Source organism: Vibrio lentus (genome assembly GCF_030409755.1).
In the GTDB taxonomy this organism is placed as follows: Bacteria; Pseudomonadota; Gammaproteobacteria; order Enterobacterales; family Vibrionaceae; genus Vibrio; species Vibrio lentus.
In genome coordinates, this window is the sequence record NZ_JAUFQE010000002.1 from 3,607,921 (window position 1) to 3,629,262 (window position 21,342).

Annotated in this window: 18 protein-coding genes and 1 pseudogene; 13 read left to right on the forward strand and 6 right to left on the reverse strand. The window is 41.1% G+C overall.

The genetic code is table 11. The features are described 5' to 3' along the window. Nucleotides 1–13: 13 nt before the first annotated feature. The 3 genes from thrB (at nucleotide 14) to QWZ07_RS24900 (ending at nucleotide 3,102) form a co-directional block, all read left to right on the forward strand. Nucleotides 14–970, forward strand: coding sequence for a homoserine kinase (gene thrB, locus QWZ07_RS24890; protein WP_192853832.1), 957 nt, complete (start codon nucleotides 14–16; stop codon nucleotides 968–970). Next, the gene (gene thrC / locus QWZ07_RS24895) at nucleotides 967–2,253 is read left to right on the forward strand and encodes a threonine synthase (protein WP_102542276.1); all 1,287 of its coding nucleotides are present in this window, start codon (nucleotides 967–969) and stop codon (nucleotides 2,251–2,253) included. The genes thrB and thrC overlap by 4 nt, the downstream gene beginning before the upstream one ends. Before the next feature lie 189 nt (nucleotides 2,254–2,442). Further along, entirely contained in the window at nucleotides 2,443–3,102 is a 660-nt protein-coding gene (locus QWZ07_RS24900; protein ID WP_065113186.1) for an NADPH-dependent FMN reductase, read from the forward strand. A gap of 169 nt (nucleotides 3,103–3,271) precedes the next feature. On the opposite strand, the gene QWZ07_RS26435 is transcribed toward QWZ07_RS24900, so the two are convergent. The 3 genes from QWZ07_RS26435 to QWZ07_RS24915 form a co-directional block, all read right to left on the reverse strand. Beyond that, a complete protein-coding gene (locus QWZ07_RS26435) occupies nucleotides 3,272–3,553 on the reverse strand; it encodes an autonomous glycyl radical cofactor GrcA (RefSeq protein ID WP_353959773.1) in 282 nt (93 codons plus the stop codon). 684 nt (nucleotides 3,554–4,237) lie between these two features. Beyond that, complete coding sequence (locus tag QWZ07_RS24910) at nucleotides 4,238–5,017, reverse strand: hypothetical protein (RefSeq protein ID WP_192853696.1); 780 nt, start codon at nucleotides 5,015–5,017, stop codon at nucleotides 4,238–4,240. A 37-nt stretch (nucleotides 5,018–5,054) separates the two neighbouring features. Then, nucleotides 5,055–5,921, reverse strand: a complete 867-nt coding sequence (locus QWZ07_RS24915; RefSeq protein ID WP_192853697.1) for a restriction endonuclease — start codon at nucleotides 5,919–5,921, stop codon at nucleotides 5,055–5,057. A 314-nt stretch (nucleotides 5,922–6,235) separates the two neighbouring features. Between QWZ07_RS24915 and QWZ07_RS24920 the strand changes: the two genes are divergently transcribed. From QWZ07_RS24920 to QWZ07_RS24940, 5 genes are all read left to right on the forward strand, one after another. Beyond that, entirely contained in the window at nucleotides 6,236–6,997 is a 762-nt protein-coding gene (locus QWZ07_RS24920) for an IS5 family transposase (RefSeq protein WP_192854765.1), read from the forward strand. 413 nt (nucleotides 6,998–7,410) lie between these two features. After that, nucleotides 7,411–8,823, forward strand: coding sequence for a tyrosine-type recombinase/integrase (locus tag QWZ07_RS24925; RefSeq protein ID WP_225998424.1), 1,413 nt, complete (start codon nucleotides 7,411–7,413; stop codon nucleotides 8,821–8,823). A gap of 10 nt (nucleotides 8,824–8,833) precedes the next feature. Next, nucleotides 8,834–11,239 carry a hypothetical protein gene (locus QWZ07_RS24930; RefSeq protein WP_192852870.1) on the forward strand — a complete coding sequence of 802 codons (2,406 nt, stop codon included), beginning with the start codon at nucleotides 8,834–8,836 and terminating at the stop codon, nucleotides 11,237–11,239. A 39-nt stretch (nucleotides 11,240–11,278) separates the two neighbouring features. Then, nucleotides 11,279–13,480, forward strand: a complete 2,202-nt coding sequence (locus QWZ07_RS24935; RefSeq protein WP_192852871.1) for a site-specific integrase — start codon at nucleotides 11,279–11,281, stop codon at nucleotides 13,478–13,480. Next, nucleotides 13,473–13,955 (forward strand): hypothetical protein, encoded by a 483-nt coding sequence (locus QWZ07_RS24940; RefSeq protein ID WP_192852872.1) that lies wholly within the window; start codon nucleotides 13,473–13,475, stop codon nucleotides 13,953–13,955. The genes QWZ07_RS24935 and QWZ07_RS24940 overlap by 8 nt, the downstream gene beginning before the upstream one ends. 56 nt (nucleotides 13,956–14,011) lie before the next feature. Here QWZ07_RS24940 and grcA read toward each other — a convergent pair whose 3' ends face one another. Together grcA and QWZ07_RS24950 are read right to left on the reverse strand one after the other, a co-directional pair. After that, complete coding sequence (grcA, locus tag QWZ07_RS24945; RefSeq protein ID WP_102460145.1) at nucleotides 14,012–14,389, reverse strand: autonomous glycyl radical cofactor GrcA; 378 nt, start codon at nucleotides 14,387–14,389, stop codon at nucleotides 14,012–14,014. A gap of 189 nt (nucleotides 14,390–14,578) precedes the next feature. Next, nucleotides 14,579–14,791 (reverse strand): annotated as a pseudogene (locus QWZ07_RS24950) (autonomous glycyl radical cofactor GrcA); the annotation flags it as partial. A 326-nt stretch (nucleotides 14,792–15,117) separates the two neighbouring features. Between QWZ07_RS24950 and nfo the strand changes: the two are divergent. From nfo to QWZ07_RS24965, 3 genes are all read left to right on the forward strand, one after another. Then, nucleotides 15,118–16,026, forward strand: a complete 909-nt coding sequence (gene nfo / locus QWZ07_RS24955; protein WP_102311239.1) for a deoxyribonuclease IV — start codon at nucleotides 15,118–15,120, stop codon at nucleotides 16,024–16,026. Between the two features lie 397 nt (nucleotides 16,027–16,423). Continuing rightward, on the forward strand, nucleotides 16,424–17,104 hold the full coding sequence (gene ung, locus QWZ07_RS24960) for a uracil-DNA glycosylase (RefSeq protein ID WP_192854381.1): 681 nt from the start codon (nucleotides 16,424–16,426) through the stop codon (nucleotides 17,102–17,104). A gap of 86 nt (nucleotides 17,105–17,190) precedes the next feature. Then, the gene (locus tag QWZ07_RS24965) at nucleotides 17,191–17,742 is read left to right on the forward strand and encodes a hemerythrin domain-containing protein (protein ID WP_017110542.1); all 552 of its coding nucleotides are present in this window, start codon (nucleotides 17,191–17,193) and stop codon (nucleotides 17,740–17,742) included. Nucleotides 17,743–17,817: 75 nt separating this feature from the next. Here the strand turns inward: QWZ07_RS24965 and QWZ07_RS24970 are convergent, their stop codons facing one another. Beyond that, nucleotides 17,818–18,006 carry a DUF3545 family protein gene (locus QWZ07_RS24970; protein WP_192854379.1) on the reverse strand — a complete coding sequence of 63 codons (189 nt, stop codon included), beginning with the start codon at nucleotides 18,004–18,006 and terminating at the stop codon, nucleotides 17,818–17,820. 710 nt (nucleotides 18,007–18,716) lie between these two features. Between QWZ07_RS24970 and QWZ07_RS24975 the strand changes: the two genes are divergently transcribed. Both QWZ07_RS24975 and yaaA read left to right on the forward strand, forming a co-directional pair. Further along, on the forward strand, nucleotides 18,717–20,147 hold the full coding sequence (locus QWZ07_RS24975) for an alanine/glycine:cation symporter family protein (protein WP_009848420.1): 1,431 nt from the start codon (nucleotides 18,717–18,719) through the stop codon (nucleotides 20,145–20,147). 295 nt (nucleotides 20,148–20,442) lie between these two features. Next, nucleotides 20,443–21,219 carry a peroxide stress protein YaaA gene (yaaA, locus tag QWZ07_RS24980; RefSeq protein ID WP_009848421.1) on the forward strand — a complete coding sequence of 259 codons (777 nt, stop codon included), beginning with the start codon at nucleotides 20,443–20,445 and terminating at the stop codon, nucleotides 21,217–21,219. The last annotated feature ends 123 nt before the right edge of the window (nucleotides 21,220–21,342 follow it).

Consider the following 21,342-nt stretch of genomic DNA (forward strand, 5'->3'; position numbering starts at 1 on the left):
GAGTTCAAGTGATATGGATGTTGTCGTTTATGCTCCCGCATCAATCGGCAATGTCAGTGTAGGTTTTGATGTGCTGGGGGCCGCTGTGTCTCCAGTTGATGGCACATTGCTTGGTGACCGAGTAATGGTTAAAGCCGGTGATGAACCATTCTCGCTAAAAACAGCAGGCAGCTTTGTTTCTAAGCTGCCAACTGAAACCAAAGAAAATATTGTCTACGACTGCTGGGTTGTGTTCTCTCGCGAGTTAGATAAGAAAGGTATCTCAGTTAAGTCTTTAGATATGACGCTAGAGAAGAACATGCCTATCGGCTCTGGTTTAGGGTCGAGTGCATGTTCAATTGTCGCAGCGCTTGATGCCTTGAACCGTTTTCATGGCCAACCGTTGAATGAAACTGAACTGCTTGCTCTTATGGGTGAAATGGAAGGTAAGATTTCAGGTGGCATACATTACGATAACGTTGCGCCATGTTACCTTGGTGGTGTGCAATTAATGTTGGAAGAGCTTGGCATTATTAGTCAAGAGGTTCCATGTTTTGACGATTGGTATTGGGTAATGGCGTACCCAGGCATCAAGGTCTCAACGGCTGAAGCGCGAGAGATCTTGCCTTCTCAGTATCGCCGTCAAGATGTGATTGCTCATGGTCGTCATTTAGCGGGCTTTATTCATGCTTGTCACTCTGGTCAGCCGGAGCTAGCCGCTAAGATGATCAAAGACGTGATTGCTGAACCATATCGTGAGAAACTGCTTCCAGGGTTTGCTGATGCACGCAAATATGCAACGTCAGCAGGAGCATTAGCTACTGGAATTTCTGGTAGTGGCCCAACGCTATTTAGCATTTGCAAAGAACAAGATGTCGCCGAGCGTGTTGCACGCTGGTTAGAACAAAATTACGTACAAAATGAAGAAGGATTCGTCCACGTTTGTCGCTTAGATAAACAAGGTTCGATCGTTACAGGAAGTGAGTTATGAAGCTGTACAACATCAAAGAAAACGATGAGCAAGTCTCTTTTGGCCAAGCCGTTCGTCAAGGTCTAGGTCGTAATCAAGGTCTATTTTTCCCATCAGAGCTGCCTAAGTTCGATGACATCGATGCACTACTTGCAGAGGACTTTGTCCCTCGTAGTTCAAAGATTCTTTCTGCTCTAATTGGTGATGAGTTACCAAAGGAACAGATTGATCAATTAGTGGATGCGGCATTCCAATTCCCAGCACCGATCAACCAAGTGAAAGATGGTGTTTACGCACTTGAACTGTTTCACGGTCCAACGTTAGCATTTAAAGATTTCGGTGGCCGTTTTATGGCTCAATCTTTGGCTGCGGTTTCTGATGGCGGTCAAATCACTATCTTAACGGCTACATCGGGTGATACTGGCGCGGCGGTTGCGCATGCTTTTTACGGCATGGAAAACATCAACGTTGTTATCCTATACCCGAAAGGCAAGATCAGCCCACTGCAAGAAAAGCTATTCTGTACGTTAGGTAAGAACATCCACACTGTAGCGATTGATGGCGATTTTGATGCGTGTCAGGCATTAGTAAAAGACGCGTTTGACGACGCTGAATTGCGCAAAGAGATTGGCTTAAACTCAGCTAACTCAATCAACATCAGCCGTTTGATGGCTCAGATCTGTTACTACTTTGAGGCGGCTTCTCAGCTAACCAAAGAGCAACGTGAAAATCTGGTTATCTCTGTACCAAGTGGTAACTTTGGTAACCTAACTGCGGGTCTATTAGCGAAAGCGCTAGGCTTGCCGGTTAAACGCTTCATTGCAGCAACCAACGAAAACGACACGGTTCCTCGTTACCTAGAAACAGGTGAATGGGCTCCAAAACCAACGGTTGCGACAACATCGAACGCGATGGATGTAAGCCAACCAAACAACTGGCCACGTATCGAAGAGCTTTGCCAACTGAAAGGTTGGGGACTGGATACTTTGGGTAAAGGTAAAGTATCTGATGAGCAGAGTGCTGAATCAGTACGCGACCTAAAAGCTCAAGGCTACCTGTGTGAACCTCATGGTGCGATTGCTTACCGTCTATTGGAAGAGCAACTGCAAGAGAATGAGACTGGCCTGTTCTTGTGTACGGCACACCCGGCTAAATTCAAAGAAGTGGTTGATGACATCTTAGGTACTGACATTGAACTTCCTGGCCCGCTGGCTAAGCACGCGGTGATGGAGTTGTTGTCTGAAGACCTAGACAATGATTTTGAAGCTTTGAAAGTGGTACTTCGCCGAGTTCAACCAGCTTAATCTGGTAGAGCACTAGAAGTGCAGACCTGTATAATTTAGGTCGTTGAGAGAAAGGTGAATGAGTAATCATTCACCTTTTTTATTGCCTGAGTGATTTTTAGAAGTAAGCTCTAGTGAAGTATTTTCTTCAGCTTGATGGGGTTGACTCAAGCTCGGTAACTGAACCAAAGTTTAATAGAAAGGGGTAGTATGAATTTTTTGATTTTTCTTGGATCTGTACGTGAGAGCACACCGCCAAGACCTGCTCGATTAGGGATGAGAGTCAGTAAAGCGTGTGAAAAGTTACTAGTGGAGAAACATTCTGAGCATACGGTCGAAATCATCGATCCTTTGAATTACGATTTTGGCGATGTGTTTAAGCCTGAGTTTTCATATCATCGTTCTAAAGTGCCAGCACATCTTGCAGAATTAGCCGACAAGATCGCAAAGGCTGACGGCTACGTGATGGTTAGCCCGGAATACAATCATTCGATGAGCCCAGCGCTAGCGAATATTCTCAATCATTTTGGCAGCTCGTTATTTTCATATAAGCCGAGTGCGATTGTGACTTACTCTGCGGGTCAATGGGGCGGGGCAAGAGCATCCGTTTCGATGCGAACCTTCTTATCAGAGTTAGGTTGTTTACCGGTTTCTGCGATGATTCATCTTCCTAAAGCACAAGAAGTGTTTGATGAAGAGGGCTGCGTTGTTCAAGAGTCAGAACAAGCGCAATGGGATGAGTACATGAACCGAACCTTCCATCAACTGATGTGGTGGGCACAAGGGGCGGCGTTGCAAAGAGAAAATATTAATCCAACTGCTTTAGCGAAAGCCTTCACCAAAGATCCTTCTCAACGAAATGCGCCATAACCCGATTTGATTGGTGGCAGTATTTGGTTAATTCTGAGTTAGCGTTGAGATACTTGGTTGATTTTGCGTTGAGATCGTTAGTAATAAGAAGTGGGTAATACCAAAACTAAAAAAGCTTGGCCATTTCTGACCAAGCTTTTTAAATCTTTAACGCTCTACTTTACTGAGATTATAGAGACTCAGTGAACGTACGTGCGATAACGTCACGTTGCTGTTCAGTAGTTAGAGAGTTGAAACGTACAGCGTAACCCGATACACGGATAGTTAGCTGTGGGTAGTTCTCTGGGTGAGCAACTGCATCTTCTAGCGTTTCACGCTTAAGAACGTTAACGTTTAGGTGTAAAGTTGGGGGTTTGAAATTCACGAAAAAAGTGGAGGTTTTCTCGAAAAAATGATGACTTTCTGTTTTTTGGAAGATAAAAAACAAAAAAAGAAATCTATAGTTGAGCAACCAGAGGTTGAATCCGACCTTAGAACTTTACATGTGATTACAGGTGTAAAAAGTGTAAGTGGAAATCTATTTCTGTGGAATTATGCCTCGAATCGAACATTTCAAGCTGGAAGCTTGGTTGAAAATGGATGGCTTCACCACTGTACGGTGGAGGTAGTTGCATGATCAACACGAGGCTGAATTATTTACACATAATTGGCGCAATATGACCGCTGCTATTCTTTCTGAATGTGAGTTCTCGTTTTTATGAGGAGAGCGCCAAACTCGGCAATCATGCGAGGTGAAGACGCTACTAATTTAAGATTTATTTTTCGATGTATTCAAGACTAACTCACTTTGGTTGTCCTGAGACCCGTTAAGGGTAAGTTTTGATTTTCATTTGACCTATAGTTTACTTACGCAGCTCTTTGTAAAGTTTTACGCAAGAAGTGACTAGCACAACGATTGCCGTTGCGACTCTTACCGCCAAATACACACTGGCTAGATCCATGCTGTATCCTTGTTCTGAGGACTAGCAGAGCCACTCAGTACAAGTCATTGTTATCTGTTGAGAGTTTTACCTCTGTTCGCGGATAATTGCATTCCAACTTTGAAGTTGGGGCGAAGCGACACATTTAAATGGTTAAGTCTAGTGCGTGTCAGTGCTATGAATTAATTGAATAAATAAGTGTCAGAGTTCTTTGCTCAAAGATGTAGTTCCTGCTTCGCGAGGTTTTTAACGTACAGCATTTGTTGATCTATCTCGTTCGATAGCCTTTCATACTCTTCTAATATGTGCTCGTACCATTCCCACATAGAGAGGCTCCCTTGTTCAGAGTTTTCCCATGTATATGAGTTATCTTTGAATTGGTGTGAAACTAGTTCTTTCAGGAAGGAGCTTACCTTTGCTATATCAGGAGATAAGTATATAGACTGTAACTCTATGTTATTGATGGATATATTCAGGTTTTTGATATACTGCTTCTTTTTTAGTTCCAGCTCTGAAACATACTGTTCAGTATTGTATTTTCGATTGAATTTTTCCTTTTCCAATTTAATTTCTTGGTCAGCAGTTTCATAATAGTCTTTGACTTGCTCTTCTGGGTACATGTCTTCATCAATGCCAGAATAGCCACAGTTGTTTATGAAGATTTCGTAGTATGAGCCATCTACGGCCATACGGTCAGAAACATACTCTTTCATATCTAGAAGGTTCTTCCATACTTGGTCGTATGAAGCTTTCTTTGCTGCCCATACCTGCTGCATTGCCCATGACTTGTTTGCTAAATCGTCACGTATGCTTTCCACAATATCTGTATTCTTAATTAGTCTCTCGCGTATATCTTCATTTTCTTCTGCTAAAGCTCGTAGTTTCCCTTTTTCTGGGAGATACCCATTCTTAAGATATCCAGTATAAATCGCCAGAATGATAGCTTGTACCGCAAGAACAATTAAACCTATGACTGAGAAATCGGAAAAATTCATATTATCTCCTTATTGTGAGTTCTGACAGGGCAGCTAACTACTGCTCTTCTGCGAACAGGAGCGAATCGAATTCTTCAATCTGAGAGTCATGTAACAAGTAAACTTGTTGAGAGTCAGCTAACTGGCGTGCAGACTTGGTAAAGTCATTATTTGTTACTACTAGTGCGAGATCTTTTTCATAGTAATCTCTAGCGGAAGAAACTTCTTGAACAGCTTTGTTTCCTACAGGCTTTGAGTACATTTTGCACTGGACTACCATACTAACGCCATATTTTTCAGCTAGTACATCTGCTCCTTGATCTCCTGAGCCGCTAGTAGCGTAAGAGTCCCAACCTAGCTCAGTAAGTCTTTGTGATATCAGTTTCTCATACTCATATGGTGTAATATCATCGTTATCTTCTTGGTAGTTATCTGTATCACTTGAGGTCTCTGCTGCATCCCAAAGCACGGAAAAGACAGCGCTACTCATCCCTAATAGTAAGTCACTTAAGTCATCAGTAAATAAATAGATCTCACCGTCAAATGACTTAGCAAGTTCTTTGTAATAGTTTGGAGCTGATTGATATACGTAGTCTTCAATGGAGTACCTTCTTTTTTTTACAAATTTATCAATTTCCTTGTCAAAATCATCTGTATTTTTATCTCCATACTCATCAACATATGTTAGCTGCCTTTGCTTTCTTAGTAGAGGTTCAACGTAGTTATTTTCGATAAGCCAATACTCAAGTATCGCGGAGTTAATGTGAACAAGAACTATTGATTTGAAATCATCCCCTTCCTTAGTTTTACTTATGTCAAAATCGTGCTGGTTGAATCTTGTCCAAAATCCCTCTCCAGAAGCGATATCTTTGTCTAATTGCGCCAAGATATTTTGTTTAGAAAACTTATCTTCAAATAGAGACATAAATCCTTTTAGCATTTTTTGGTTTCTCTTCTTGCTGTATTATGTAAACAATATAATATTATTCTAAAGGTTAGTCATGTGATCTTGTTCGCATGGTTGTTAGGGAAGGGGCTTTACTAACGAATTGATAGTAAAGATATTATGGGCTTTTTACTGGACTCAGGAATGCATCTTTATAGAAAGGGTGATTCCTGTTTAACAGTGCTTTCCGAACATAGATTACTAGGGCGTGTTGATCTTTCGTGAGTGTTTTTTGAACAGCATGGTAAAGAGTTATAATTTGCTTCGCCAAAAGTAAAACCATAACCAATACCATGCCAAGAACAATGCTAACTGATATTCGCTGGGAACTGCTACTCCAAGTTATGAAAAGTACGGGTCGTATTTACGATAAAACTGAACATCGAATGACATTTGAAGGAATACTTTATCGAATGAGAACAGGCATTCCTTGGCGGGATCTGCCCTCTGAGTTCGGAGAGTGGAGTACCGTTTACAGACGATTTAATCTTTGGTCAAAGAAAGGGGTTTTAGATAAACTTTTCAAAAGCTTATCTAGCATGGCAGATTTTGAATGGGTCTTTCTTGATGGCTCTATAGTTCGAGCGCATCAGCATAGTACAGGTGCAGCGACTGAAAGCTCAGAGCAAATAGGAAAAAGTCGCGGGGGCAACTCAACCAAAATTCACTTAGCCGTGGATAGTGGTGGCCTGCCGATTTGCTTTGATTTATCAGAAGGACAACGCCACGATATAGTGCATGCCGAAAGCTTAGTTGAGCAACTCGATGAAGTGAATACCATCGTTTGTGATAAAGGATATGACAGCGAACCTTTCCGCATTTTTGTTAAGGAACGTGGCGGAGAAACAGTAATTGCTAAACGCAATTACGGACAAGATATAGACAAAGACAGTATGGATTGGTGTCTATACAAGTATCGTCACTTGGTCGAAAATGCCTTTGGGAGAATTAAGCATTATCGAGCTATTTCAATTAGATATGACAAGCTAGAAAGGAATTATGCCAGCATGTTATCGCTGGCATTCATGTTAATGTGGTTACCGATGTATTGTTGAACGCGAAATGTACAGCAAAGATCAACACGCCCTAGCTATTTCACTTTTTTCTTCTACATCTTCCATCGTAACTCCCTTAGCCAAAGGTAAAGCCAAGAGCTACGGCTGTGTGTGAGATATCAACCATTGCAGCTAATTTACGTGGAGACACCTTACCCCCTCTGTTTCCAGTTGGTTATCGCACCTAGAGAACAGTAGTGTTTGTCTATCTTGTGCTGCTGTTACGCAAGCAGTCATCCATTTTCGTGTTCCTTACAACTTTACACATAAGTAAAATTTAATGCGTAAAGTTGCTTATCAAAAGTAGGTCATCAAAATGTGACCAAAGTAGACTGTTTGCCTTTCTTTTCTGTTGCTGCCTTGTGGTTTTTAAATGCTTGGATGTAATATTGAGGTTGGTGGTTTTCTTGGAAATGATGACTATGCATGAAGCTGAATCTTATGGTGAGTGCAAGATTAGACTTGGTTACTTTGAAGTTTGTCTTTATCCCAACCTTGTGGTGAAACAAGAAGATGGCGATGAATATCCAAATTTCAGATTGACAAAGTCAAGAAAAAAAGTGCCTTTGCTAGTCAGGGGAGATGGTCATTTAGACTTTCCTGCAAACCTTTTTCTTAGGGATCGAGCGAAGACAACAAAATCCATTGCGTCAGATGCATATGCTCTCCTGATGTTCGCTAGATGGCTCGATGGTGAGGGCAAGTCGTATAGGGATGTATTCAAAGACCCTGCTGATGGTGTAGTGCATCAGTTTGGTGAAGTGCTTAAAGCTCTGGTGAAAAACAATGCATACCAGAAAGGTCATTTATCACTAAGCACAGCTAAAACATATGCTAGATCTATTGCTCGTTATTACAAGTTTTTGAATAAAGAGGCGATTTTGAAGTGGAGTTCTTCCCGTAAGCCTTTGGAATTCAAGACTACACGTATACCAAGACAAAAAAGAGATGATCTTGGTGAAAATGAGATGCTTAGTCATATAACGAAGAACACCATGATCACAGTCCAGACCAACAGCTTGATGTCTGGCTTTCCCAAGGATATTGATATACCGAGGCATTTGTCTTTAAAGCCGATCACGCAAGAAGATCAAGATATTCTCTACCGATACCTTAACAGCAAGTTAGATCGTGCTTCTGGAAAAGAAAAGCAATTTTATCAGGCAGAAACCCAACAGCTATGGGTTGAACTTGGCATCAAAGGGGGCTTAAGAATCAATGAAATTGCCACATTGAATGAGAGTGCGATTTACCAACCTATGCATAATACTGAAACATGCTCTTTGGTTCTAGATGTCAAGGAAGGAGTTGAAACTAAGAACAGCAAAACCCGCACAACAGAGATACCTACGGAGCTAATGGAACGGCTCTTTGAGTACAAATCATCTGCAATACGAACACAGGCTCTTAAGGATGCAAATGAGAAGGATTCTGAAAATTTAGAACACGACCAGTCAGAGCAGAATATTAATAAGTCAGATGATGATATATCTAATGATGATCCGCGATTATTCATTAGCTCTTACTCAGCAGGCAATTATAGCAAGAAAACAATCCAGAAATTTTGGTCGGGAATCAGAGCTGAAATAAGGATGGAACACCCCAGTTGGTACTACAGATTTCATGACACTAGATCAACGTTTGCCACAGATTTTCTGATCAGAACAGCCTCAAAAAGCAAATTACCCTACAGCTTCCATAGAGGAGAGCTGCAATCGCTCATGGGGCATTCTAAACATACTGAAACTGAAGCTTACGTTAGCTTTTTAGAGGATAAAGAAACGTTTAGGCACATAGCGTCACGACACAACAAATTGGCTGCATAGGAGAAGGCAAATGGCTAAAAGTCCAATACTTGATGTTCTTGGCACTGAACTAACAGCACCTAAACCGATATCAATACCTGACAAAGTTTCATATCAAAATAGAGGCAATACCAGAACGCTAGTTTTAACTGAACTGGATGTGTATAAGCCTACCAGTATCAAATATAAATATATTGAAAAGCTCAAAATTCAGATATTGGATAACATTAGAGCTGAGCAATACAGCCAAGCTAAGAACTTATATTTGGCAGCTAGGCATTATTTACAGTATCTGGACAAAAAGGATATCGACCCTCTCTCCAAAGCTGGTTATCGAGCTTACTTTTCGCGAAAAGGCTTCCTTTGGACGCTAGTTGAGTATGGCAGCAGAACTAAAGCACATAGGTTCATGTATGAAGATGGTGAACCGCTAGGTATTTCTGAAAAAACGGCAGCAGGTAAAAAGCGGTTGTTAAACGTTTTTTTCAAGTCAGTGGGGCTGGATATATTTTCTTGGGATAAGGGATTAAAACAATTCTCTCTAGCTGGATTACCAAAGAAGCCTACTTTCCCCTACTCTCCTAGAGAACATACCGAATCAATTCAAAAGCTTAATGAAATGTTCTTTATTATCGCTCCTTTGCTTATATCTGAGTTTAAAGGTGATACTACGTTCTCAAATTCAACAGAATTCGCGCATAAATTAGTAATAGAGTCTCTTGGGAAGACTAATACACCTTCTGGTTTATCAATGCTTTGCCTTCGAAAAAAAACACCAAGGGCGTTGTTTTCTTTCTGTATGGAGATTGCTTATTACATATTTTGTCATTACACCTCTTTCAACGATTCAGTGGTTGCTAGAGTATGTCGTCCAATCAGCATTACAAAATCAGGCGTAGAGGGCAAGTCATCAAAGTTTGCGAGAATTACAGCCTATAAAGGGCGTGGCAATAAAGTTGTGCAGTCCATGCTCAGTAATGAAATCGCCAACCATGAAGGTGAACTGGAAGCCAGTATTGACAAGCGAAATGGCATAGCTTTTTTACTAATGCTTCAAGAACTATCTGCCACCTTTAATCCTGATGAAAAAGGTTTGCTTATATATGATATTGATGAAGATGGAGAAGTTGTAGAGCTAGCTATTCGTTCAGATCATGATGAAGTTGCGAGGGAGCTTGAGCTGTTCGCTGATATTAGGGTGTCACTTATAGACCGTTTGTCTGAAGCATTTACTGAATTAGTGAAGCATAACAGGGTGCAAACATATAAGAAAACTCTGGCTGATGACCACTACGTGATCAAACATGAGACCAAGTATTATAAGCCAAGCACTAACCAGAGAACTCTAGCAATTCATCGTATAGCAACAGCTATCTTACAGTGCATGACGAGTGATACATTGCGAACAGCTACAATCCCACTAACGTACTCTGATAAAGATGAAAATAATATCGTTACAGTTACCACTAAAGATACTGATGGCAAACAGATAACATTTAAAGTGCCAGTGCAGCATATTGACGCTGTCAAATTGGTGGAAGAACTGGCGTTTGAAAGGAACTCTCCATACCGCTTTACGCGAAACCCCAAAGGCATTAATCAATATACTGGAGAACATATTGACCTTACGGGACAAGAAGAAAGCCAGCGGCCTATAGAGCCAGCCAAAAATCCAGCATATTTATTACCCAAAGGACGGAAACAAGAAACCACGCCTTACAATATGCACCCTGTTGATAGCGAGCTGCTGAGCATGTTGGGCATTAGCACTTCGTATTTTTTTATATCACTTAACTCTAGACGTATCAGGTTAACTAATGCTGACAATGAGTATCTGCAAGGTAATGAGTATTCAGCTCGCTTAATGCTTCAGAACTCCAAAGAGATATTTGAATCAAGGTATGTTAACGGACACCCTGAACGCAACAATGAAATCACTGCTCAGTCTATACAAATCCTAGAAGAAATTGCTAAGGGCGCGGATTTAGAGCTGGCAAAAGATATTGTCAGGAAAGACTGGAAAGTGGATGTATTAACATTTGACGAGTATTTGGCGAAAGGCAAACCCAAAACAAACCCCAACGGAACACATTGCAATGGTAAACCAGACTTTGCAGGCAAAGAGCATAAATTGGCAAAGGCTCAAGCAAAGAAAATGGAGGTATCTGAGGGGGGGGATATAGCCTGTTTCCAGTATGACAAATGTTATGAATGTGGCTCGTGTAAGCTAGTAGAGCATCCATATCAGATCTATAAGTATATTTCTTTTTTGGATTCATTGACTGACACTATTGACAATCATCCAGCAAATGTCGATGAACTAGAAGAACGACTGGATGGACTTGAGAGGGTTTTACAGGAAAATATTAGTGAAGAAGTGATTGAAGAAGCACTAAAAATCATGGAAGAGAAAGGCAGGTATTTCCTGTTTGCTTGACTTTTACAAGACTCAAATGCTGTTAGGAAGGTATTTACAGTGAAAAACATCAAAAGTAAAAGCAATGCTAGAACCGTATCTTACGAAGAGTTTCTTAGCTACTTTGAAGAAGACCACCTAACTGATGTTCTCTTACCTGCTGTACAAAAAGGGGATTGGAAGTCTCTGGAAAAAATGCCTGTACTCAAAGAGAAAGGTACAGGTAAGCAAGTTATGTATTCCTGCAACTCATGGTCAGTCTCAGAGTTTGGCGATGGTTTTCAATCAGAAAGGTTGCTTTTTAATCACAGTACAAAAAAATCATTTGATGGTTACATTTTGCCAACTTGTTTCAGGAACCAAATCAAATGCTTTGCTGCTTGGGAACTTTTTTCAGACACCGTTCCTTATGGATATCAGAACATTTCTGATACGGTTGGTAAGCTTACTCATATTGCCAAAACAGCAATTGATATTGGTCTGGAAGGGTTTCATGAACTCGATATTGATGCGATTTTCAAGATGATTAATGAGCAGGGCTTTACGGTTAACGGTAAAGGAAACAAAACACTGTCAGCCATAAATAGACTTGTTCAAGCTTCTGCGCACATATCCATTGCTATACCGATCCATGAAAAGCTAAAGCCAGAAACATTTAATAAAGTTGTTACCGAATCCGAGCAGTATCCTGTTATCCCACACAGGCAGTTTCTCGAAATGGTAAATACTTCCTCTGATGAAATGCAGAATGCTTTTAAGCACATAGAAGCTCTAAGTGAAGCAACGGAATGTTATCTCGCGGAAACTGATTCGATTAAAGCCGATATAATTCATCGGCTAAGAACTGGAACGCTAAGTCTAACTACGTGTTTAGCTCCAAGTTATAAGGATATGGCATTAAACATACAGAAGTCCTTTTTAGAAGCAGGTATTGCAATAGTTGATAACGAAAAAAATAGTAACGATAAATGGCTTTCTGTGTGGAATGGCTACAAGATTCAGTACAGTTTTGATTGTGTAAAAAAGCACTACCCTGAGTTCAAGGTGGTGATAGGAAGTAGGATCATAAAGGGAAGAAGCCAGTTCAATGATTACTTACGTGAACTTCAAGGACACTGTTGTTTTTTGTGCTGCTCATTAAGTGGTATGCGAATTGGAGAACTATGGGGAGTATCTACAGAATATGGCGCTCAAGACCATATAAAAGTAAAAGGTGGGACAATTTACATGTTTACCACCAAGCAAGAGAAAATTACATTTGATAGTCAGACCAAAGATGACATATATGTTACCAGCAGAACAGGGTTTCGAGCTTATCAGGTGCTTAATTCGATCCATAAGCCATTTAGGAAAAGGTTTAAAGAGGGGGAGTATTCATACTTTTTTGCTGCTCTAAGCGAAGTCTATCATCCTCAACCTATTGGTAAAGTTGGTTTTGGTAAGGTTGTAAACTCAGCAATCAATACAATATATACAGACCTGCTCACGTTAAATTTGAATGACATAGATTTTTTGAAAGCTTCAGAACCTGAGAAGACGTTCAACGTTGGTGATAAATTCCATTTTACTAACCACCAGTGCAGACGTTCTTTTGCTTATTATCTTATTGGTTATGAGTTAATGGATTACCCTCAATTGAAGCAGCAGCTTAGTCATGTTTCGATGGCAATGACAAAATGGTATGCAAGAAATGCATGGTCATTTAAAAAGATTTACACCGAAGTTCAAAACATGCGAAATGCTAAATGCTCAAAATTGATTGCAAGGCTTTACTCGAAGCTTGCGAATAAAGAGCGTCTAGCAGGTGGTCTTGGTACTGGTTTGGTTCGAGATACCATGAAAGACAGAGATTACTTTTCTAAAAGAGAAAACCAAAGAAAGCTAGACGCAACCTATTGGGAAGACCAAATAAAAACAGGAAAAGTCCACATACACGCTATAGGACAAGGCATGTATTGCACAAAAAGAACCTGTGCAATGAGGGCATCCATTGACCTTTCTGAATGTGTTGGTTGCGCATGGGATATCATAGAAGATGCCTTAACAGCAGAATCATTGCGAATGACAGCCATGAGAAACATCATATTGCTATTGGATAGCAATGAACTGAACAGAAGTAGTGCTACCAAGTACCTTCTTGATATTCGCTCAGCGGAAAAAATACTTCAGGATCTTGATTTTGAGCATGAAGTTTACGAGGTTCCAGATGAGCTGTTGGCGATAATTGATGGTAACGAGAACGTGGAGGTGGTTAATGTCTAATGCTTTGGAAAAATATATCAATGCGATAGATGCTATTCGCTATGGTACATATACATCAAAGACGTTACTCAACAGAAAGACCGTTAAATTGAACTACAATACAGTAGAAATTGAAGCGGGAGTAACACGAGGTGCATTAAAAAAGCACCCAAACATCATGGAGAAGATTGATCTTATCAATGCGGGAAAAGATGGTGAGCAACAGGAACGCCAAGATGAGGTTGATAAAAGAGACGAAAAGTACAGCGAGTTAAGAGAACAAGTTGAACTGTTAAACAATAAGTTGGAAAGTCGAGACCAGTTGCTTGAGGAACAAGAAGATACTCTCAAGGGCTTGCAAGAGAATGAATTTCATCTCATATCGGCACTATTCGATTGCGTTCCCTTCAATGAGCGCGATAAGTTGTTTGAGAATGCTGATAAGGAAGAGAGCGGTGGCAAGATTGTTCGGTTTGGGCAACCAGAAGAGAGATAGCTAATGTATGAAAAAGCCACAGATTTTAACCGTGGCTTTTTACTATGTGCTAAATCTTAAAGAGATTCTGTAAATGTACGAGCAATAACGTCACGCTGCTGCTCTGGAGTCAGAGAGTTAAAGCGTACAGCATAACCTGATACACGGATAGTTAGCTGAGGGTAGTTCTCAGGGTGTGCTACAGCGTCCTCTAGAGTCTCTCTTTTCAAGACATTGACGTTCAGGTGCTGACCACCTTCGATCCTCGGAGCAGTTTCGATTGCCACTTCACGGCTTTCGAATTCACCCAGTGCATCGACAGCAACAACTTGGTCTGCTTCGTAACCTGAAGCTGCTGCTACGCAACGTGCTTCGTTCTTCTCTGTGTCTAGCAGCCAGATTGAATTGATTAGTTCGTCATTTGCTGCTTTTGAAATTTGAATACCTTGGATCATAATATTTACCTTCTAAAGTTGACTTAATTTTGATGACTTTTTTATTCTTGGAGGTCATCATTTTTACTTTTTTGATGACCTATTTAAAAGTGTGCTCTAAAATCATTTTGATGACCTGATTACTTATTGTTTTTACAGGTAAAAATGCCTTTAGGTCAGACTTTTTAAAGGAGTTAACTACCAACTATATAGGTGTTGACCACCTTCGATGCGTGGTGCTGCTTCGATAGCAACTTCACGGCTTTCGTATTCGCCTAGGTCTGCAGCTGAGATAACTTGGTCAGCTTCGAAACCTGAAGTAGCAACAACACAACGAGCTTCATTCTTCTCGCTATCTAGTAGCCAGATTGAGTTTAGTAGGTCATCGTTTGCTGCTTTAGTAATTTGAATACCTTGGATCATAACTATCTCCTAGTCCACTGAATGTGGTTTGATTATGGTGTTAACTTTCGATTTTTATTGAGCTGGGTAATATATACCTAATATTAGTAAGGTTAACATTGATTTAAGTCAAAAAACAACCAAAAACCATATTTTTACAAAGGTGATTATATTGAGGTAAATCAATAAATCCTTTGAAAACAAAGTAATTACAAAATATTTTAAAGTATAAAAAATATTTAACAGTCTTATTTGTTGTAAGTTTACTACATTTGTTGTGTTTTTATTGAACTACAAACGATACGACCCTTTATTTATTAAGCATTCTGAAAGTGTAAAGTGATTTAATGACAAACAATAATTCATCTTCAAAACCTCAAACCAATATTAAGTTTATTGGTGCTCATGTGTCTGCTGCGGGCGGTGTCGACCAAGCGCCAATGCGTGCTCGTGAGATTGGCGCCAATGCTTTTGCACTGTTCACCAAAAATCAAAGACAGTGGGCAGCAAAGCCGCTAGAAGCTAAAACCATCAGCGCCTTTAAAGCCAACTGCAAAATGTTAGGTTTTAGCGCTGAACACATCCTTCCTCATGATTCCTACCTTATTAACTTAGGAGCACCAGAAGAAGAGAAGCTAGAGAAATCACGTGCGGCTTTTATTGACGAAATGGAGCGTTGTAATCAACTTGGACTAACGCTTTTGAATTTTCATCCTGGGAGTCATTTAAAGAAAATCTCAGAAAGCGAATGTTTGGCTAAGATCGCAGAGTCGATCAACTTGGCTCACCAAGCGGTGCCTGATGTGATTGCGGTGATTGAGAATACGTCGGGGCAGGGCACGAACCTTGGCTGGAAGTTTGAGCACCTAGCAGAGATCATCGACCAAGTAGAAGATAAGTCGCGTGTTGGTGTGTGTTTAGATACCTGTCATACCTTTACTGCTGGCTATGACCTACGAACAAAAGAAGCGTGTGAGCATACTTTTGCTGAGTTCGACCGCATCGTGGGTATGCACTATCTAAGAGCAATGCACATCAATGATTCAAAAGCTGAATTCGCGAGTCGAGTCGATCGACATCATTCTTTAGGAAAAGGCGAAATTGGCTGGGATTGTTTTGAGTATATTGCCTCTGATTCTCGCTTTAATGGTATCCCTCTTATCTTGGAAACCATTGATTCGACGATCTGGAAAGAGGAAATTCAACAACTTAGAATGTTTCATCGCTCAGCAACGGTAGTCAGCGAAGAAGCGTAATAATAGAGGGGAAAATTTATTTCCGTCTATTTCTAATAATTGGCACCTTTCTTTCATAGTATTAAAGTGAATATGTAGTTCACGATGTCTTAGAGGAGGTGCCTTTATGTATTCAATCACCCAAACTTCAACTGTTGCTGTCGCACGCCGTTTACCAACACCAAACCGTCACGTGCATAACCACGGGCACCATCGTACACAGCAGAAAAGTGGTTAATCGAGATAAACACAACTTGAACTGATTATTATGATTCATCAACAAGTGAACCCTACACATCATGTTTATTGATAGCTGTATGAGGTATAACTAGAGCCTAATTTAGGACAGTTAGCCGATACAGCTATTTTTTTGTCTGGCGAAAGCCGCTAGAAACCTTGATGATTGGGAAGTAAAACGATGAGCGCACCAAAGACTTGGGAATCCATTATTAATGATGAACGTGATAAAGCGTACTTTCAGAGTATGCTCGCGTTTGTTGAACAGCAACGCAATAGTGGGAAAACCGTCTACCCTCCTCAAGAGCAGGTGTTCAGTGCTTTTGATATGACGCCTTTTGAGTCTGTACGCGTGGTTATCCTTGGGCAAGACCCTTATCACGGTGCCAACCAAGCTCACGGTTTAGCATTCTCTGTGCTGCCTGGCGTTAAAATTCCACCTTCTCTGCGTAATATGTACAAAGAACTCGCACAAGATATAGAGGGCTTTGAGATCCCTAGCCATGGCTACCTCGACACTTGGGCATCTCAAGGGGTGTTAATGTTGAATACGGTGCTGACAGTAGAAGAGGCAAAAGCACACTCACATGCTAAGTGTGGTTGGGAAACCTTTACTGATACCATCATTGCTGAGCTGAATCAGCGTTCTGAGCCGATCATCTTCTTACTGTGGGGCGCGCATGCCCAGAAGAAAGGTCAAGCCATTGATGCAGACAAACATCATGTGTTGGTTGCACCTCATCCATCACCATTATCAGCACGCCGTGGTTTCTTCGGTTGTCAGCATTTCTCGATGACCAACGAACTACTCTCTTCTATTAATCAACAGCCTATCGATTGGACATTACCACTGGTACTGTAGATTGATGATTTTCTGAGCAGGGTCAAACCACAAATTGCTATCTTCATATACACTTATAAATAGTAGGTGTAATGGAGTGCAATACTATGATGATTGAAAGGATAAGAAGAGAGCACGGTTATATGGCTCGTTTGCTCGCGATTCTCAAGAGTAAATTAGAGTGCCTAAAGCAAGAGCGTGACATTAACTATAGCTTGATCGCTGAGGTGGTTCATTACTTGATGAACCATTCAGATAAGGTGCATCACCCTAAAGAAGACATTATTTATCGTTACTATCTCAAGCAGTACGGCAGTGACCAAGTAATTGAAGACTTGGAATTAGAGCATCAACTGCTTTCTGAGAAAACGGCTGACTTTTTAGGCTTGGTCGACATGATCTTGCAAGATGCGGTTGTTCCTCAGCAGTTTTTTATTGAACAACTAGAAGGTTTTGTCGCTGTTCAGAAAAAGCATATGGAACTGGAAGAAAGGTTCATTATCCCCAAGATTGTGGATGCGTTTACGGTACAAGATTGGCAAGAGGTCGAATCGCAATGGCAACTGCCTGAAGATGACCCTGTATTCGGCCAAACCATCGCAGACCAGTATAAGCAGTTAGCAGATCGAGTTCGCCAAAGTGAAGGCGAATGTGTGTAGTGAATGGATTGGCTCTCACAAAAAATAAAGGCACCGTTTAGGTGCCTTTATCATTCAATTTATTTGTTGTTCTGATTAAAGCTTAATATCGTCTAAGCTAAAATCGAGACCGAGATTCATCTCTCTGAGCTCTTTCTCAAGCTGTTTACGATCGTTGATCGCCTCAATTTCTCGCCATTTTCGTTTAAGTGGTTTTGAGCGAGTCTTGGTAGCAACGCGTGGTAATTCTAGTTCTGATATTTCATCAAATTGAAAGTGGTCCATAAGCTATATCTCCATCCGTGGGCTAGTCTTTACAGACTATTAGATACCATATTTGGTTCTACAATAACCTTGATTTGTTTCTCATTTGTTTCAAATTCATGAAGGTTTTGTTTGTGTTTCCTATGCATGCTCACACATTACTGTTTATTTTCTGTATAAAAAACAAGCAAACAGACTGACGTAAACGATTAAATTACGCGTGTTTTAATGTTAATTCATTGTGCGAAAGGAATAGTACTTTAACGACAATGCATACAGCTGCGTATTGTGTGATGAGGGGGAGGGGTTTAATCGCTATAGAAAAAATCACAGTTCTTCACTAAACCTTGTAAAACCTAGGCTGGTGCTATTTTTATCGAATGTCATTCTTGTTAAACCAAGGCACTGGCCATTGTTGATATTATGTCCCGATAATGTGACTTTTATTGGGCTTGATTGTTGAAAGTTGTGTTAATAAAACGTGTGTTATTAGTGAAATGCCATTTAAATATTAATCTATTTGCATATTGATTTTTAGGCCATCTCGCTGCATTATCCGCCCGTCAAAAAATACACTGATACGTAAAATGGATGCATGAAGCGACATTTACAATCTAGATCGCAACAAATAAATATAAAACGAATGCCGATACAACATTGACACTGGCATTGGCGATTTAGAGGAAGGCTCGGAAGCAAGATCGGTGCTTAAACTCAATTACGAGGTTCACGTGACAGACTTAATCAATTTGATGAACGATCTCCTTTGGGGATCTATCTTAGTTTACTTACTCGTTGGTGTGGGTATCTACTTCACTGTACGACTAGGCTTCATTCAATTCCGCCATTTCGGCCACATGTTCTCTGTTCTTAGAAACAGCCGTAAAGCAGACAGTGCTGGTATCTCTTCTTTCCAAGCTCTTTGTACTAGTCTAGCTGCTCGTGTAGGTACAGGTAACATGGCAGGTGTTGCAGTTGCTCTTACCGCTGGTGGCCCTGGTGCTATCTTCTGGATGTGGCTAATTGCCATGCTAGGTATGGCAACATCGTTTGCAGAAAGCACACTGGCACAGCTATACAAAACGCGTGATAACGACGGTAACTACCGCGGCGGTCCTGCATACTACATGGAGAAAGGCCTAGGTATGCGTTGGATGGGGGTTCTATTCTCTATCTTCCTAATCATCGCATTCGGTCTAGTCTTCAACGCAGTTCAAGCGAACGCGATTGCAAGTGCAATGAACACGGCATTCGACTTCGAGCGTAGCTACGTTGGTGTTGGTATCGTGATTATCTCTGCATTCGTTATCTTCGGTGGTATCCGTAAGATTGCTCGCACTGCAGAAATCATTGTTCCAATCATGGCACTGGCTTACTTAGCTATCGCTATCTACGTAATGCTAATGAACATTGAGAAAGTGCCTGAAGTTCTGGCTCTTATCTTCAAGAGTGCATTCGGTCTGCAAGAAGCAGCAGCGGGTGGCCTAGGTTACGCAATCGCACAAGCGATGATTAACGGCATCAAACGTGGTTTGTTCTCGAACGAAGCGGGTATGGGTTCTGCGCCAAACGCAGCAGCTTCTGCTACGCCTTACCCACCGCACCCAGCATCACAAGGTTACGTGCAAATGCTAGGCGTGTTCATGGATACCATTGTTATCTGTTCAGCAACAGTAGCAATCATCCTGATGTCTGGTGAGTATGTACCACACGGTGAAGTAACGGGTATCGAACTAACGCAACGTGCACTAACAGCACAAGTTGGCGAATGGGGTGGCATCTTTGTAGCGGTAGCGATTTTCTTCTTCGCTTTCACTTCAATCATTGCAAACTACTCGTACGCTGAAACGAACCTTATCTTCCTTGAGCACAACAACAAGAAGGGCCTAGTGCTGTTCCGTATCGTTGTTCTGGGTATGGTTATGTTCGGTTCTCTCGCGACACTGCCAACGGTATGGGCATTAGCTGACGTATCGATGGGCCTAATGGCGATTGTTAACTTGGTAGCGATCATCTTGCTATCGGGTATCGTGATTAAGCTAGCGAAAGACTACAACCGTCAATTAGACGCGGGTAAAGTACCCACGTTCGATGCGGATGATTTCCCAGAGCTTAAAGCTCAATTGGAAGATGGTATTTGGGTTAACAACAAGAAGAAGTAATCTTGTTGGAGTGATTCATCACCCATCCTAAAATCATTTGAAAGGCTAAGGTTTCGACCTTAGCCTTTTTCTTTGCCTGCGATTTCGATCTGTCTGCAATTTATATCTGTCTGCGATTTTTCTTGGTGAGTAATTTTTGCTTTGTCTGCGACCTTTTATTTATTAACGATTTTTCTTTGTAGGTGATTTATAAGTAGATCTGTCTATCAAAGTAATAGGAAGAGTCATAAAGACAAGTTGATGTTTTTTCTATACTCTAGCTGCATCCAGTTAGATAACCGATTAGGGTAAAGTTATGTTAGTTGTCGTTTCTCCAGCCAAGACATTAGATTACGAATCACCATTAGCGACTGAGCGCTTCAGCCAGCCAGAGTTTGTTGAACACTCTGCAGAGCTTATTGAAGTGTGTCGTAAGCTGACACCTGCTGATGTATCAGCACTGATGAAGGTAAGCGATAAGATTGCTGGTCTGAACGTGGCGCGCTTTGAGCAATGGAGCGAGACCTTTACCCAAGAGAATGCTCGCCAAGCTATTTTGGCGTTCAAAGGTGACGTCTACACAGGCTTAGATGCTGAAACACTGTCGGACGATGATTTTGACTACGCACAGAATCACCTGCGCATGCTTTCTGGGTTATATGGTTTGCTTAAGCCGTTAGATCTGATGCAGCCATACCGCCTAGAGATGGGTACACGCTTAGCCAATGCTCGTGGCACCAACTTGTACCAGTTCTGGGGCAATATCATTACAGATAAGCTGAATGAAGCGTTGAATGCTCAAGGCGATAATGTGTTGATCAACCTAGCATCGAACGAATACTTTAAAGCGGTGAAGCCGAAGAGCCTTGATGGTCAAATCATCACGCCAGTTTTTAAAGACTGCAAGAATGGCCAGTACAAGGTGATCAGCTTTTACGCGAAGAAAGCGCGTGGCATGATGGCTCGCTACATCATTGAGAACAAAATCGATTCAGTGGAAGCACTGACCAAGTTTGATACGGCGGGTTACTACTTCGTTGAAGAAGAGTCGAACGTGAAAGAGTTAGTCTTCAAGCGTGAAGAGCAAAACTAGTAGCCCCTGGCTAATTAGTTACTCTCGGTTTGAGTTTGAGTTTGAGTTTGAGTTTGAGTTTGAGGCCTAGTTATTTAGCCTGATAACAAGCCAGGCAATAATAAACCAGACAAAGAAAAGCCC